At 31.5% G+C, this 14,601-nt stretch carries 16 protein-coding genes and 1 tRNA gene; 6 read left to right on the forward strand and 11 right to left on the reverse strand.

Annotated elements, in window-relative coordinates; all coding sequences use genetic code 11:
- Window positions 1–215: 215 nt before the first annotated feature.
- From Q0O83_RS02610 to Q0O83_RS02620, 3 genes are all read right to left on the reverse strand, one after another.
- Entirely contained in the window at window positions 216–761 is a 546-nt protein-coding gene (locus Q0O83_RS02610; protein ID WP_294093928.1) for a hypothetical protein, read from the reverse strand.
- Window positions 762–869: 108 nt separating this feature from the next.
- Window positions 870–1,967, reverse strand: a complete 1,098-nt coding sequence (locus Q0O83_RS02615) for an RNA-guided endonuclease TnpB family protein (RefSeq protein ID WP_294093930.1) — start codon at window positions 1,965–1,967, stop codon at window positions 870–872.
- 94 nt (window positions 1,968–2,061) lie between these two features.
- Window positions 2,062–2,226, reverse strand: a complete 165-nt coding sequence (locus tag Q0O83_RS02620) for a hypothetical protein (protein ID WP_294093931.1) — start codon at window positions 2,224–2,226, stop codon at window positions 2,062–2,064.
- A 197-nt stretch (window positions 2,227–2,423) separates the two neighbouring features.
- On the opposite strand from Q0O83_RS02620, the gene Q0O83_RS02625 reads away from it, so the two are divergent.
- Together Q0O83_RS02625 and Q0O83_RS02630 are read left to right on the forward strand one after the other, a co-directional pair.
- A complete protein-coding gene (locus Q0O83_RS02625) occupies window positions 2,424–2,831 on the forward strand; it encodes an NfeD family protein (RefSeq protein ID WP_052193946.1) in 408 nt (135 codons plus the stop codon).
- A gap of 17 nt (window positions 2,832–2,848) precedes the next feature.
- Complete coding sequence (locus Q0O83_RS02630) at window positions 2,849–3,727, forward strand: SPFH domain-containing protein (RefSeq protein ID WP_047395590.1); 879 nt, start codon at window positions 2,849–2,851, stop codon at window positions 3,725–3,727.
- A gap of 216 nt (window positions 3,728–3,943) precedes the next feature.
- Here Q0O83_RS02630 and Q0O83_RS02635 read toward each other — a convergent pair.
- The 3 genes from Q0O83_RS02635 to Q0O83_RS02645 form a co-directional block, all read right to left on the reverse strand.
- Window positions 3,944–4,030, reverse strand: a tRNA-Leu gene (locus Q0O83_RS02635).
- Between the two features lie 101 nt (window positions 4,031–4,131).
- The gene (locus Q0O83_RS02640) at window positions 4,132–4,578 is read right to left on the reverse strand and encodes a hypothetical protein (RefSeq protein WP_294093937.1); all 447 of its coding nucleotides are present in this window, start codon (window positions 4,576–4,578) and stop codon (window positions 4,132–4,134) included.
- Between the two features lie 18 nt (window positions 4,579–4,596).
- Window positions 4,597–4,842, reverse strand: coding sequence for a glycine zipper 2TM domain-containing protein (locus Q0O83_RS02645; protein WP_052191681.1), 246 nt, complete (start codon window positions 4,840–4,842; stop codon window positions 4,597–4,599).
- 381 nt (window positions 4,843–5,223) lie between these two features.
- Between Q0O83_RS02645 and Q0O83_RS02650 the strand changes: the two genes are divergently transcribed.
- From Q0O83_RS02650 to Q0O83_RS02665, 4 genes are all read left to right on the forward strand, one after another.
- On the forward strand, window positions 5,224–5,985 hold the full coding sequence (locus Q0O83_RS02650) for an amino acid ABC transporter substrate-binding protein (RefSeq protein ID WP_294093939.1): 762 nt from the start codon (window positions 5,224–5,226) through the stop codon (window positions 5,983–5,985).
- Window positions 5,985–6,611, forward strand: coding sequence for an amino acid ABC transporter permease (locus Q0O83_RS02655; protein WP_294093941.1), 627 nt, complete (start codon window positions 5,985–5,987; stop codon window positions 6,609–6,611). The genes Q0O83_RS02650 and Q0O83_RS02655 overlap by 1 nt, the downstream gene beginning before the upstream one ends.
- Entirely contained in the window at window positions 6,611–7,204 is a 594-nt protein-coding gene (locus tag Q0O83_RS02660) for an amino acid ABC transporter ATP-binding protein (protein WP_294093943.1), read from the forward strand. The genes Q0O83_RS02655 and Q0O83_RS02660 overlap by 1 nt, the downstream gene beginning before the upstream one ends.
- A 113-nt stretch (window positions 7,205–7,317) precedes the next feature.
- Window positions 7,318–8,529, forward strand: a complete 1,212-nt coding sequence (locus tag Q0O83_RS02665) for a dicarboxylate/amino acid:cation symporter (RefSeq protein ID WP_294093945.1) — start codon at window positions 7,318–7,320, stop codon at window positions 8,527–8,529.
- A gap of 65 nt (window positions 8,530–8,594) precedes the next feature.
- Here the strand turns inward: Q0O83_RS02665 and Q0O83_RS02670 are convergent, their stop codons facing one another.
- Genes Q0O83_RS02670 through ablA form a run of 5 tightly spaced genes read right to left on the reverse strand, consistent with a single transcriptional unit; the run spans window position 8,595 to window position 14,576 of the window.
- On the reverse strand, window positions 8,595–9,383 hold the full coding sequence (locus Q0O83_RS02670; protein WP_294093947.1) for an OAM dimerization domain-containing protein: 789 nt from the start codon (window positions 9,381–9,383) through the stop codon (window positions 8,595–8,597).
- Window positions 9,383–10,942 (reverse strand): lysine 5,6-aminomutase subunit alpha, encoded by a 1,560-nt coding sequence (locus Q0O83_RS02675; RefSeq protein WP_294093949.1) that lies wholly within the window; start codon window positions 10,940–10,942, stop codon window positions 9,383–9,385. The genes Q0O83_RS02670 and Q0O83_RS02675 overlap by 1 nt, the downstream gene beginning before the upstream one ends.
- 12 nt (window positions 10,943–10,954) lie before the next feature.
- On the reverse strand, window positions 10,955–12,289 hold the full coding sequence (locus Q0O83_RS02680) for a hypothetical protein (protein ID WP_294093951.1): 1,335 nt from the start codon (window positions 12,287–12,289) through the stop codon (window positions 10,955–10,957).
- Window positions 12,279–13,301, reverse strand: a complete 1,023-nt coding sequence (locus Q0O83_RS02685; protein ID WP_294093953.1) for a hypothetical protein — start codon at window positions 13,299–13,301, stop codon at window positions 12,279–12,281. Before Q0O83_RS02685 ends, Q0O83_RS02680 begins: the two co-directional genes overlap by 11 nt.
- A gap of 33 nt (window positions 13,302–13,334) precedes the next feature.
- Entirely contained in the window at window positions 13,335–14,576 is a 1,242-nt protein-coding gene (ablA, locus tag Q0O83_RS02690) for a lysine 2,3-aminomutase (protein WP_294093954.1), read from the reverse strand.
- Window positions 14,577–14,601 lie beyond the last annotated feature (25 nt).

The raw sequence follows: 14,601 nt of genomic DNA on the forward strand, positions 1-14,601 counted from the left end.
TCCCTTAAAATAAAAATAAGAGCGTCATTTTTGCAAACTTTTGTTCTAATTTTAGTAAATTTCACTTTTTTATCTAAAAAACACTTATAAAAAAGTATTTTGATCAAAATAGTTCATATATGAAGTCTTTTTTCTAACTCTAAACAATCTTTAATTTAATCAAAAAACCGCAGGCTTTTACCCACGGTTTTTAACAAATCTATTTAATTTTTTCTCTATCTTTTAACTTTTAAATCCCCTGATTTCATATCAATTATAAAATCTATATCTGGATAATCATTGATAAATCTATTCAAAACACTAAATAAAACTTTCACTCTATTTGTCACTTTATTCTCTTCAATTTTGTTATTTAAAGATAGCTCATACATAGCTCTATACTCTTTCACACGTTCATTTGAAACATCATTTAAAGCTAAATTTCCAGCATTTCTAAAACGATATAGATCTGTAACTAAATCCGTTCCATTCCACTTTTCTAAATCTTTAATTGTAACTCCATTTCTTTTTAAAATCTCTTCTGCACCCTTTTCATTTCCTACTGCTAAGAGGTTAAACATATCTTTTCCTGACATCGGTACAATATTCGTTTTAATATCCTCTGGCCAATCTTTTGGTAAGAATCTAAGCCTTACTAACTCTTGAATATGCCAATTTGTAAACTCTTTGTAATTTTTAGACTTTAAGATATCCTTATTCCAAATATTTTTTGCTCCTGATTTTTCTAGTTGAATATACTCTTTTTCATAGTGCTCAAACAACTCAGTGAACTACTCCCACTTATAGAAGTGGGAGCTTCTTGGGAAGTACTTAACTAGTGTTAAGTATATTGACCAAGCTCTATGGGTAGTTCCTACCCTGTATATATTTTAATAAGCCAGTAGTGTTCTACCAACTTCACGAATATTTATACTTGCATTTAGGTCTCTATCCATACTATGACCACATTCACAGTTATATACTCTATCTCCTAAAGAAAGCGAGTCTTTTATGTTTCCACAAGAAGAACAAGTTTTTGACGATGGAAACCACTTATCTATTTTTATTACTTGTTTACCTAAAAACATAGCCTTGTACTGAAGCATGACTGTGAATAATCCCCAAGAGTTATCAGCGACAGATTTACCAAAGTTTAATGCCTGACTCATACCTTTCATGTGCAGGTCCTCAATGATAATCGCATTATACTTTGTAACTAATTCTCTTGATAACTTGTGGAGAAAGTCTTTTCTACTGTTTTTAATAGATTGATGGATTTTAGCAACTTTCAATTTAGCTTTATACCAATTACTTGAAAATTTAACTTTTCTTGACAGCTCTCTTCCAGCTTTAGCTAATTTAGTTTCTAATTTTCTAAAAAATCTAGGATAATCAGCTCTTTGGTTATCAGAGCTAACGAATAATTCAGACATAGAAAAATCAAGTCCAACGATATTGTTATCGCTAGGTACTTCTTTTATATCTCTTTGAAATTCAGTAAGAATAGAAACGTAAAAAGCCCCATTAGGTTCTTGGCTAATGGTAGCAGATTTAATTTTATAATTTTGAGGTATATTTCTATGAAGTTTAGCTTTAACTAATCCCAATTTAGGAAGCTTTAAGAAAGTACTCTCTATTCTAATAGAGTTATTAACACTATTTGTAGAATAAGATTTTCTAGCTGTTTTTTTAGATTTAAACTTAGGAAAAGCTGTTCTTTTCTGAAAAAAATTAGTGAATGCAGTTTTTACATTCATTTGAGCATTGGCTAAAGCTAGACTATCAATTTCTTTCAAAAATGGAAATTCAGATTTAAGAGAAGCAGGAGTAATAATTTTATTTTTACCCTCCAATTCATAAATCTCTTTAGCTTTACCCAAAATCTTATTATATACAAACCTAACACAACCAAAAGTTTGTAAAATCAAATTCGATTGAACTTCATTTGGGTATATTCTAAATCTAAAAGCTAAATTATATGTCTTCATAGTTTTACACCTCCATTTTTATAGATTATCCCAATATTATAAAGGACTTTACACTAAAAATCAACAAAAAAAGAAAGGCAATTCATCTCACCACCTAAAGAGGTGGGAGAATTCTTGCCCAAACACTGTTAAAATCCCCATACACATCATGAAAATGTACATCCGATACAAATGCAACTTTATGTTGCTCCTGAGCATTTACCATTGCCGCTCCCATCACTGCTAATAATCCAATTAAACTTTTCTTTACACTAAACATTTTTCTCCCTTTTCCCATTTATTGTTATATTTAATTAGATTATACACCAACGATGTTAAAATTATCTTTATTCCATGCAAAAAACAAGTTAATTTATATAAATATTTTTTGTATTAAAAATATATTTGTTTTCTATTTTGACAATCCTAATTTTAAAGAGTATACTCTTAGTGAAATACATTTAGAAAGGAGTCGTTATGCTAATATGGTTTATTGCTGGCTTAGTGCTTTTAGGAGTTGAACTTTTAACTTTTGGACTTATTTCAATCTGGTTTGCTCTTGGAGCTTTTTTAACAATGCCATTTTATAATTTAGCTTTAGAGCATCAATTTTATATTTTTGTGGGTACATCACTTCTTTCTTTAATCTTGGTTAGAAAAATTGCTTTAAAATATTTCAAAACCAATTCAAAAGAATTAAACCGTATCACAGAAAAAGAAGTAACTATCGAAGATATTACTTTAAAAGGAAACCAAACCTTTTACACAGTTTATCTAGATGGAAAAATTTGGGAAGCAATATCTTCAGATGATTTTAAAATTGGAGAGAATGCTATTGTTCAAAAGATTGTCGGAAACAAACTATTTTTAATTAAAAAATTATAGATTTTAGGGAGGGTTTTATGTTGTTTATATTTATTTTAATCTTTATTGCGATATTTCTAATAGGAACACACGTTAGAATTGTTGCTCAATCTCAGGCTTTCGTCATTGAAAGACTTGGAGCTTACCTTACTACTTGGGACGTTGGTCTTAATGTATTGATACCTTTTATTGATAGAGTAGCTAAAAGGGTATCTTTAAAAGAGCAAGTTATTGATTTCCCACCACAACCAGTTATAACAAAAGATAATGTTACTATGCAAATTGATTCAGTTGTATATTTCCAAATAACTGATCCTAAGTTATATACTTACGGTGTTGAAAATCCATTGAATGCTATTGAGAATTTAACTGCAACAACTCTTAGAAATATCATCGGAGAGATGGAACTTGATGCTACTCTTACATCAAGAGATACTATTAATACTAAGATGAGAGCTATTTTAGATGAAGCTACAGATCCTTGGGGAATAAAAATTAATAGAGTTGAACTTAAAAATATCATTCCTCCAGCTGAGATTCAAGACGCTATGGAAAAGCAGATGAAAGCTGAAAGAGAGAGAAGAGAATCTATTCTTAGAGCTGAGGGACAAAAAACTGCGGCTATCCTTGTTGCTGAAGGAGAAAAAGAATCTACAATTTTAAGAGCAGAAGCTAAAAAAGAAGCTGCTATTAGAGAAGCGGAAGGAGAAGCGGAAGCTATTTTAAGTATTCAAAAAGCTCAAGCTGAAGCTATCAGACTTATAAAAGAAGCTGCACCTGATAAGAGTGTTCTAACTCTTAAAGGAATGGAAGCTTTTGAAAAGGTTGCAAATGGTCAAGCTACAAAAATTATAATTCCTAGTGAATTACAAAGCATCGTAACTTTAAGTGAGTTATTCCACGAAGCTAAAAAGTAAAAATTGAATATAGATTCAATTTTTACTTGACTTATAGAGTTTTTTGAATTATAATTCAAGGAGTAAGAAATTTTTTAACTTTTTCCAACAATCAAATAAATATGAAAAAAGCTCTTTTTTATCAGAGCTTTTTTTTATATAAAAAAATCACATATCTTTTTAACTTATCTAAATAAAACTTTAAATAAATTAAAACTATATGTGATTTAAAATAAATGGTGCCTGAGGGGGGACTCGAACCCCCAAGGTGTTAGCACCGGCGGATTTTGAGTCCGCTACGTCTACCAATTCCGTCACTCAGGCTTTACAAATTCATTCTATACCAATTAGAGAGCTTTGTCAACACATTTTCTTTAAAAAAACCAAAAAAAGCCACCAAATTTTAGAATTTGATGGCCTGTTTTCTATTTTTTTGTAGGTTTTAAAGTCGATTCTAAAGTTTTAAACGAAAACTCTAAATCCTCTGGTGACCCACCTGTATTTAGCATAATGTTATTTTTATAATTTGCCGATAAAATAAAAGCATAATTTTTTATTGAAGGATTTGCAAATACTAAGATTCCATTTCCAAAATCACACTCTGCTGGAACTAAATCAAACCCCTTCTCTTCCAAAAGATTTATTGAATTAGCTATTGCAGTATTAAGCTCTCCATAACTTTTATACTCTACAACCTCTGTATGAGCATTTGCTTTCTTAAAGTTAAACCCAACTTTTTCTGTTGCATATTCCAATTTATATCCATTTTTCTCCATCTTTTGTTTTAATGTTGGAAAATTATAGTTATCTCCACTTGCAAATGCACTTAAAGATAGTGTTAGAGAGAATAAAAATAAAAATATTTTCTTCATAAACGTCCTCCTAGAATCTTAATAGTTGTATCTTCTTCTATAATAGTTCTTTTGTCTTTCATGACCTATAGCCGATCCTGCTAAAGCACCTATCCCTGCTCCTATCAATGTACTTGTTGTGTCTCTACCTATAAGCTGTCCAGCAATAGCTCCAACAGCTGCTCCACCTACTGCATTTCTTCGAACATAAGGTGTATTATAAGAAGCAGAACATCCAACTAAAATAGAGATTAAAACTGAAAGAAAAACCAATCTTTTTAGCATAAAAACCTCCTCTAATAAAAAATAATAAAGCTTAAAATATCTTACGAAATTGAAGGAAGAGTTCCTTCTAAAAAACTAACTCTAATTTGCTTAAGAAAAAAATTCTTGACTTTTTAATCTTTTAATACTATGATTAATGAATAAAAAAACTTAGGAGGAAAATATGTCACAACTGTTCGTTAATTTAAACACATTACATCATCATCATAGATATTAGAGTTTGTTACTATGAATTTTCGTAGATACAGGCTCTTGTTGTTTTGACTTGAGTCTGTATCTATGGTGTGTGAATAACGAAGAAAGTAAACATATTTTCTTGAAGCCATCTAGATACGTCTAGGTGGCTTTTTTGTTTTTGTGAATTTATACGGAGGTTATATTATGAAAAAACTATTTAAACTTTTATTTTTAACACTTACTATTTTTACTACAACTTTCTCGAAAGAAAACTCTTTAGAGAAGATACAAAAAAAAGGCGAAATTATTATTGGTCTTGATGATACCTTCGCACCTATGGGATTTAAAGATGAAAATGGAAACATCATTGGATTTGATATTGATTTAGCTAACGAGGTTGCTAAAAGAATTGGAGTTAAGGCTACATTTAAGCCAAGTGAATGGGATGGAATTGTCTTTGCTTTAAGAAGTAAAAAAATCGATTTAGTTTGGAACGGGATGACAATAACCCCCGCTAGAGAAAAGCAGATTCTTTTCTCTGAACCTTATTTCAATGATGACCAAATAGTTATTGTAAAAAATAGCTCTATTCAAACTTTAAACGACTTACAATCTAAAAATATTGGTGTTCAAATGGGAAGTACATCACACTTCGCTTTTGAAGCTTCAAAATATTCAAAAGATGCTAAAGAGATAAAAAAATACTCTACAAATGTAGAAGCACTTTTAGATTTAGAAGCTGGTAGAACAGATGCAGTTATTATGGATGCGGTTGTTGGAAGATACTATATAGCTAAAAAAGATGGGTTCACTGTTTTAAATGAAGCAATCGCTAGAGATAAAATGGCAGTCGGTCTTAGAAAAGAGGATATCTCTTTAAAAAATGAGATTGATAAAACTTTAAATGATATGAGAGCTGACGGAACATTTAAAGATATATACACAAAATGGTTTGGAGATAAATAATGGAAAATAACTTAATATATATACTAAAAGGTTTAAACCTTACATTAAAACTTTACTTTTTCACACTGATTTTTGCACTTCCTTTCGGTATTCTATTATCACTTGGAAGAGTTTCAAAATCAAAACTACTAAACAATAGTATCCAAATATACACTTGGATTTTTAGAGGAACTCCTCTTTTACTACAGCTTTTCTTTGTTTATTATGGTCTACCTGTAGTTGGTATAACTCTTGAACCATTTAATGCAGCTTTAATAACTTTTGTCATCAACTACTCTGCTTATACATGTGAGATTTTCAGAGGAAGTATTCTTGGAATAAACAAAGGGCAGTATGAAGCTGCCACAGTTTTAGGATATAACTATTGGCAAACTATGTTTAAAGTTATTCTTCCTCAAAGCTTAGTTACAGCTCTTCCATCTTTATCAAATGAAGCTATATCTCTTGTGAAAGATACATCTTTAATCTCGGCTATAGGTATGGCAGAGATTCTGAGAAACTCTAAAGAGATTGTAACTAGAGAGTTCAATATAACTCCTTTTATTCTTTGTGCAGGAGTTTACTTAACGCTTTCAACAATTATAATTTTTATATTAAAAAATATTGAAAAAAAGGTGAATGTATAATGGGTATTAAAGTAAAAAATTTAAATAAAACTTTTGGAGATAGTGTTGTTTTTAAAAATTTAAATCTAGAGATTGAAAAAGGGGAGATTGTATCTATAATAGGTCCTTCAGGTCGTGGAAAATCAACTTTTTTAAGATGTGTAATAGGTTTAGAAACTTATGATTCTGGTGAAATCATTTGCAATAGAAAAAAAATGGGAATGGTTTTCCAAAACTTCAATCTTTTTCAAAATAAAACAGTTTTAGAAAATATTGTTGAACCTTTAATCTTAGTTGATAAATTAGATAAAACTACTGCTAAAGACAGAGCCATATCTCTTCTACAAAAAGTTGGATTAGAGGATAAAAAAAATTCATATCCTAAATATCTTTCTGGTGGCCAACAACAAAGGGTTGCTATAGCAAGAGCTCTTGCTAAAGAACCTGAAGTTCTACTCTTTGATGAACCTACATCAGCTCTTGATCCTTTCATGACAAATGAGGTTCTTAAGGTTATAGAGGAGTTAAAAAATAGTAGCGATATCACAATGGTTATTGTGAGCCACGAGATGGATTTTGTAAAAAAAATCTCTACTAGGATAATTGAATTTTAATATTCAACTTATATTTTGAAAAAGTTTTTTCATAAAATAAGAAAAAAGAATTTACTTTTTATATTTAATGTGATAAAATTAACAAGAATAATATAGATAGGAGATTAAATTTTATGAAAAAACTTAGTAGTAGTACAGCAATAATTATTTCTATGATATTAGGTATAATATCTGGAATTTTCTTACAGGAAAAAGCAGTTATCTTTGCACCTTTGGGAGATCTTTTTTTAAAACTAATTACAATGCTAATAGTTCCGTTAGTATTTTTCAATATCATTCTTGGAGCTATGTCTCTTGGAAAAACAAAATCAGCAGGAAAAGTTGGTTTCTTAACTTTAAGTTATTATTTGGTAACATCATGTATTGCAGTAGTTATTGGAATAGGTGCTGGATATATCTTTAATCCTGGAGTTGGAATAGTAGTTCCTGCATCACTATTAGCAAAAGATGGAGCTTTCGCAGCTGCAACAACAAACCCTGGATTCTGGAGCACAATTTTAAGTATGATTCCAGATAATCCATTTAAATCATTGATTGAGGGAAATATTCTTCAAATTATATTCTTCTCTCTTTTCTTTGGAATCTGTATGTCTAAACTACCTGATGAAAAACAAAAACCAGTTGTCGATATTTTAGAAACGATAAATGATACTTTAATAAAAATGGTTGAGAAAATACTTTTAGTTGCACCGATAGGAGTTTTTGGTTTAATGGCCAACTCGATAGCACTATTTGGAATAGAAATTTTAGTGTTAGTTACAAAACTATTCTTAGTGTTCTCATTGGCACTAGCTTTAATTCATTTTGGAATGTTACCAGGACTTGTAAAATTATTTACGGGTATCTCTCCAATAAAGTTTATTAAAAAAACAGCCCCAGCTCAGATTTTAGCTTTCTCTACAGCTTCATCTATGGCTGCTTTACCTGTAAACACAGAATGTTGTAAACAACTTGGAGTTAAAAACTCTACGGCTTCATTTATTTTACCTCTTGGAGCTACTGTTAATATGAATGGAAACTCAATGCTATATGGACTTCTTGCTATGTTCTTTGCTCAGATGTTCAATATAGAATTAGGACCCGTTCAATACATTGGAATAGTTTTAACATCTGTTCTTGGAGCAGTTGGAACTGCTGGAGTTCCTGGACCATCACTTCTTGTTGTAGCTGTTCTAGCTACTGCTGGAATCCCAGTTGTCGCTTTACCATTAGTTTTTGGAATCGATAGAATTATGGATATGATGAGAACATCTACAAACATCTTAGGAGATGCTTCTTGTGCAGTTATTATGGAAAATATTTTATCTAAGGATGAAAATCAGTAATAAAAAGAAAAATTATTAAAATTTGAAAAGGGTAGGCTTTAGAAATTTAAAGCTTACCCTTTTTTCTACTTAATCTCTCTTCGAACCAACTCTTGAACAGCATACGAAGCTACATCATCAGCATAAGTTCCAGTTCCAAACCCAGCATCATATCCTAACTCTTTTGCAAGCTCATGTGTTATTCTAGCTCCACCACATATAACTAGCATCTTCTCTCTAAGCCCCTCAGCTTCTATCATCTCAATAAGCTCAACTAAGTTTTTTATATGAACATCTTTTTGAGTTACAGTTTGTGAAACTAAAAGTACATCCGCTTTTATCTCAATAGCTTTTGCTATAAAATCTTCATTCAAAACTTGACTTCCCATATTTAAAGCTTCTATCATCTCATATCTTTCTAAACCGTAATGCCCTGCATACCCTTTCATATTCATAACTGCATCTATTCCAACAGTATGAGCATCCGTTCCTGTACTTGCCCCTAAAACTACAATTTTTCTACCTATATTCTCTTTTACAAATTTATCAGTTGCTTCCATCGACCAAGTTGTGGCTTCAACTTTTGGAACATATATAGATTCATAATCTACAGTATGTGTACAACTTCCATAGCAGTTGAAAAATGTAAACCCCTCTGTCAGCTCTTTAAAATATGAAACTTGTGGATTTAAAAAACCCATCTTTTTCATCAACTGCTTTGCTGCCTCAACTCCTTCGGCTCCTGCTGGAACTGGTAAGGTAAACGAAAGGTGAGTTTTACCATCATTCATTGTATCTCCATATGGTTTTACAGCTTTTAAATCCAGTGTTGTATCAAATCCTTTCTCTTCCATTGAATATAATCCACCGCTCATTACTTCACCTCTCCTAACATTTTTGAAATAAACAGATTCATATAGTTAGCTTTTTTAGCTACAACTCCAGCTAATCCTTTTCCACCTGTTCTGCTTCTTTTTATATCTGCAAACGTTCCCTTCTCTAAAGAGTTAAACAATCCATCGTGAACCATTTTTTCTAAAAGTTGCACTGATTCCTCTAGAACAGATTGAGCTCTTTTTTGAATTATTCCATCTGTTTTAAACTCTATTTCAGACCCAAAATCTCTCATGTTGTTGAATATATATCTTGCATTTTCTATTGCTAAATATCTATCAGACATAAACGGTGTATGTATAGCTTCTGTCATCATTCCTAAAAGTTGTAACCCTTGTCCTGTCATTATTGCAACTTGATTAAATAGTGCATCTTGAATATGACCTTTAAAAACATTTCCTGTCATAAATTTTGTCGGTGGCATATATTTTAACGGTGCATTTGGGAAAATCTCTCTTGTCATCTGAGCTTGAGATAACTCTAAAAGGAACCCATTTTCTAATTCAGGATCAATTTCAAAGGCATGTCCAAGTCCCATCTGCTCCTCTGGTAATCCAGCCATAAATGCAAGTTGTTCATTTATTAAATCTGAAGCTAAAACAGTATGAGCGTTTTCAACTGCATCTGCCGTTGTTAAATAGTTATCCTCTCCTGTATTTATTATAACCCCTGCAAATCCATTTATAACTCTCGAGAAGAATTGATCTACAAGTGTTCTTTGCATATTTATATCTCTAAACAAAATTCCATAAAGAGCATCATTTAACATTACATCCAATCTTTCTAATGCTCCCATAGCTGCTATCTCTGGCATACATAATCCTGAGCAGTAGTTACAAAGTCTTATATATCTTCCAACCTCTTCCCCTACTTCATCCAGAGCTTTTCTCATAATTCTAAAGTTTTCCTGAGTCGCAAAAGTTCCTCCGAACCCCTCTGTCGTAGCACCATACGGTACATAATCAAGTAAACTTTGTCCTGTTGTTCTTATAACTGCTATTATATCTGCTCCTTGTCGTGCAGCAGCTTGAGCTTGAATAACATCTTCATATATATTTCCAGTTGCAACTATAACATAAAGGTAAGGTTTTGGTCCCTCTCCTATTCTATTTAAATACTCATCTCTTTTCTCTCTATTAGATTTTATTCTCTCCACCGAAGAGTTCACAAGTGGCTCAATAGCTTTCTCCACTTTATCTTTCGAATTCTGATTTAATTTTGTTAAATCTAGTTCTCCAGCACTCACTTTTTCCGCTATCTCTTGCGGAGACAATCCAGTTTCCAAAATAGCATTTCCTATAAAGTACATAACCCCCTCAGATAAAACCCCTTTATCTTTTAGATGATCTACAACTATATTTGGTAAAGGAACTTCATCTATGTCGACTCCATCTATCCCTAGAAGTCTGCATATAGTTCTTTCAACTGCTACTGTTGTATATGAATCCACAAATTTTTGAACATCCATAGCTATATCTTTTGCCAGCCCTCTAGCTTTCTGAACTTTATTAAAATCTAAACCCAATTTACTTTTAAACATAAATTTTCCTCCCTATAAATACTCATATGCATTTTTTATAATCTCATCATCTATCTTAAGAAGTTTAGCTATTGTGAGAGCTTCTTCTGGAACATCCCCATCATCAACCTCCACTAAAGAGTAATCTATATAATCCTCAATATTTTTATAGTCCACACTTTCTAAAAGTATATCTTTTTTTATTCCTACAACTCTAAGTTTTGTTACATCTTTTCCTATATCATCGTAGTGGGTTGTTATAATCGCCTCAATGGAATATCTATCCAAAATTTTAACAACAGACTTCAAAAGTGCTCGTCCCTCTTCTGGATTTGTTGTTCTAGCTAACTCATCAATAAGAACTAAGGGTCTTACACCTTTTTTTATTTTTTTTACTATTCCATCAATCTCTAACATCTCAGCTGCAAAAGATGACAATCCCTCTTCTAAAGATTGTGAATCTCCGATAGATAAACAGATATCATCTAGTAGTTGAAGTTCTGCTGACTCTGCTGAAACAAAGAATCCTGTTTGAGCCATCACTTGAATCAATCCCAAAGTTTTCAACGTCAAAGTTTTCCCTGACATATTAGCTCCTGTTATAACTGTGACTCTCTTTCCTAAAGATATATCTACCTTTTGATAAACTCTTTCTTTCTCTTCTAATGATTTTAAAACTTTCGGATTGAACATCCCTACAATTTTTGTTTTGTTAGCAAAAGTTGGTTTAACCAAATTTAACTTATTAGCAATCTGAGCTTTTGCAAAAACAAAATCTAGATATCCCAATCTTTTTATTGAACTTTTCAAAACTTGATTATAGTTTAGTAATTTTTTACTGATAAATTTTCTTACATTATCTTCTAACTCTATCTCTTTATCATATAAACTTTCATCTTTTGTTTCTTTTATTTTATCTCTTATCTGACTTAACTCAATTGAATATGAGTTATAGATATGAAAACTTGCTATTCTAATTTTATCTGGGTCCAAAATATCTATAACCTTTTCTAAATTTTGTGGAGCTAAATCTTTATAATTCTCTTTTAACAATTCATACATCTCTTGGGAAATCATAGAAAAAATTTTAATCTCAAAAAGCTCAACATCATCTAATACATATCCATTTATGAGTCGTTCAAGTATACTACTTATATCTTTTAGATTAGACAATTTTCTTTTCATTACAGAATATATCTTCGGATTTTTTTCCAATAGATTTATTACAACTTCTAAATTAAAAAACTCTTTTTCTAAGAAGAGAGAATCATTTGTAAATTGAATCTCTTTTACTCTTTTTTTTCCAAGCTTACTGCTGATATCTAAGTTTTCTAAAATATAATCAAAATTTAATTTTTCAAATTTCATACCCCTCCTCCCTTAAATTTAAGACCGGAACATCTGTAAACTGTTTAATCTCCTCTACAAGTTCTTTCCAATCTAAAATATAACCTGCTGGAGATACTGGATTTACAGTGACTGCAACTAACTCTGTATTTAAAAGAACCCTTAACTTTCCACCTCGCCGAATAAATCTATTTAGTACATCCGGTGATAAAAATATTTTTGTAAAATCTTTAACTAAAATTTCTACATTTTCTATAAAACTTTGTTTTATAAGATTCTCTACAAACCTTTCAGTTAAAACTCCTGTTAAATAAAGAGTACATGGTTCTTCAAATATATTCTCCTCTAGTTCTGAAAAATTTAAAATCGATCTTATTGGAAGTTTATTTATAATCTCTCCATTTAAAACTATTTTATATATTCCATCCTCTAATTTTAAAATTGACTCTCTATTTTGCCAATTCACTCTTTCTAATTTCAAAAGATTTATAACATGTTTAGTTTTCTTTACAATCTCTTTCTGATTTATTGAAACCGAGGCTCCTGTGGACAAAACTATCCCCTCTGTAATAATAGGAGACCCCACACTCATTCGTGATAGGGCCCCATCTACTAAAACACACTCCATACCTTTTCCCAGCATCTCATCTATTATATCTTTTACCCAGTAACTACTCGATGGTCCAGATAGTAAAACTTTTCCCTCTCCTAATGCTCGTGCAGTTACAACTCTACCTAAAGCTGTGGATTTTTCACTCACATTTAAAATCTCTGCTGCAAATCTTTTTTTACAATAGTGTTTTTCACTTGTAACGAAAACCATGCCTTCATATATTGTTATCTCTGGCTTTGATGTATCTGTAACTATATCAATCTTTTCCCCATCTATGCCTATAGATGTAACCCCCGCTAAAATCCCTTCAGCATTAAATCTTTTTAAGATATAATTCATAGTTTCTGTTTTCCCCACATTTTTTTCCAATCCAATAGTTGCGATACTTCTATATTTTTTTATATCTTTTATAAAGGGCATGGTTTTCCTCCTTTTTGTGAGCCTTCTATATTTTTAATGAGCGTTTCTTTGCTTTCTATCAAGTTGTCTTGGCTCTAGTGTCTCTTCACACCCACTCATAAGACCTGCTACTCCAACCTGTTTTTTCTTAGTCTCTCCTTTACAAACTTCACACTCACATGTATTTACATAGTTTGTCGGTTGAGTATATGTAGTTATTACCCCTTCAAAGTTTCTTAATATAACTTTATCTGGTGATTGAGAGATTATATAGTTTGGCATAACTGGAGTTTTCCCTCCTCCACCTGGAGCATCTACAACAAATGTTGGAACAGCATATCCAGATGTATGTCCTCTTAATCCCTCTATTATCTCTATTCCTTTTGAAACTGGAGTTCTAAAGTGCTCAATTCCCATTGATAAATCACATTGATATATGTAGTATGGTCTAACTCTCATCTTTACTAAGTTATGAACTAACTCTTTCATTACATGAACACAATCATTCACCCCTTTTAAAAGTACCGATTGATTTCCTAGTGGAACCCCTGCATTTGCTAACATCTCACAAGCTTTTTTAGCTTCAGGTGTAATCTCTTTTGAATGATTAAAATGAGTATTTAACCAGATTGGATGATATTTTTTTAACATATTGCAAAGCTCAGGTGTTATTCTTTGTGGCATAACAACAGGAGTTCTTGAACCTATTCTAATAATCTCTACATGTGGAATAGCTCGAAGTTTACTTATAATATGCTCTAATTTCTCATCAGATAAAAGTAAGGCATCTCCTCCTGAAAGCAATACATCTCTAACTTGTGGAGTATTTTTGATATACTCAATAGCTTTTTCAATTCTCTCCATAGGAACAGCTTGGTCTGTTTGTCCAGCAAATCTTCTTCTTGTACAATGTCTACAATACATTGCACACATATCTGTAACTAGTAGTAAAACTCTATCTGGATATCTATGAGTTAATCCTGGAACTGGTGAATCTCCATCCTCATGCAACGGATCTAATTGATCTGCTTCTGATCTATGTAGTTCATTTATTGAAGGCACAGCTTGCATTCTCACTGGGCATTTAGGATCATCTAAATCCATAGTACTCAAATAGTATGGCGTTATTCCCATTCTGATAGTTTCTAAAGATTTACTAATTCCCTCTTTCTCCTCTTCAGTTAAAGTCATTAACGCTTCTAACTGCTCTATATTCTCGATTCTATTTCTAATTTGCCACTTCCAATCATTCCATTGCTCATCTGCTACGTTAAATCTCTCTCTCAAATTTATCATCCTAGACTCCTTCAAATTTTCTATA

Origin of the sequence: uncultured Cetobacterium sp., assembly GCF_945952365.1 — a bacterium.
Classification (GTDB): Bacteria; Fusobacteriota; Fusobacteriia; order Fusobacteriales; family Fusobacteriaceae; genus Cetobacterium_A.

What these genes read in the sequence shown, in the direction of transcription:
- Q0O83_RS02630 (WP_047395590.1), top strand. Translation starts at nt 2,849, where the DNA reads ATGTTGTTTATATTTATTTTAATCTTTATTGCGATATTTCTAATAGGA.
- Q0O83_RS02640 (WP_294093937.1), bottom strand. Translation starts at nt 4,578, where the DNA reads ATGAAGAAAATATTTTTATTTTTATTCTCTCTAACACTATCTTTAAGT.
- Q0O83_RS02660 (WP_294093943.1), top strand. Translation starts at nt 6,611, where the DNA reads ATGGGTATTAAAGTAAAAAATTTAAATAAAACTTTTGGAGATAGTGTT.
- Q0O83_RS02655 (WP_294093941.1), top strand. Translation starts at nt 5,985, where the DNA reads ATGGAAAATAACTTAATATATATACTAAAAGGTTTAAACCTTACATTA.
- Q0O83_RS02625 (WP_052193946.1), top strand. Translation starts at nt 2,424, where the DNA reads ATGCTAATATGGTTTATTGCTGGCTTAGTGCTTTTAGGAGTTGAACTT.
- Q0O83_RS02685 (WP_294093953.1), bottom strand. Translation starts at nt 13,301, where the DNA reads ATGCCCTTTATAAAAGATATAAAAAAATATAGAAGTATCGCAACTATT.
- Q0O83_RS02650 (WP_294093939.1), top strand. Translation starts at nt 5,224, where the DNA reads ATGAAAAAACTATTTAAACTTTTATTTTTAACACTTACTATTTTTACT.
- Q0O83_RS02665 (WP_294093945.1), top strand. Translation starts at nt 7,318, where the DNA reads ATGAAAAAACTTAGTAGTAGTACAGCAATAATTATTTCTATGATATTA.
- Q0O83_RS02615 (WP_294093930.1), bottom strand. Translation starts at nt 1,967, where the DNA reads ATGAAGACATATAATTTAGCTTTTAGATTTAGAATATACCCAAATGAA.
- Q0O83_RS02675 (WP_294093949.1), bottom strand. Translation starts at nt 10,942, where the DNA reads ATGTTTAAAAGTAAATTGGGTTTAGATTTTAATAAAGTTCAGAAAGCT.
- Q0O83_RS02670 (WP_294093947.1), bottom strand. Translation starts at nt 9,383, where the DNA reads ATGAGCGGTGGATTATATTCAATGGAAGAGAAAGGATTTGATACAACA.
- Q0O83_RS02680 (WP_294093951.1), bottom strand. Translation starts at nt 12,289, where the DNA reads ATGAAATTTGAAAAATTAAATTTTGATTATATTTTAGAAAACTTAGAT.
- Q0O83_RS02645 (WP_052191681.1), bottom strand. Translation starts at nt 4,842, where the DNA reads ATGCTAAAAAGATTGGTTTTTCTTTCAGTTTTAATCTCTATTTTAGTT.
- ablA (WP_294093954.1), bottom strand. Translation starts at nt 14,576, where the DNA reads ATGATAAATTTGAGAGAGAGATTTAACGTAGCAGATGAGCAATGGAAT.
- Q0O83_RS02620 (WP_294093931.1), bottom strand. Translation starts at nt 2,226, where the DNA reads ATGTTTAGTGTAAAGAAAAGTTTAATTGGATTATTAGCAGTGATGGGA.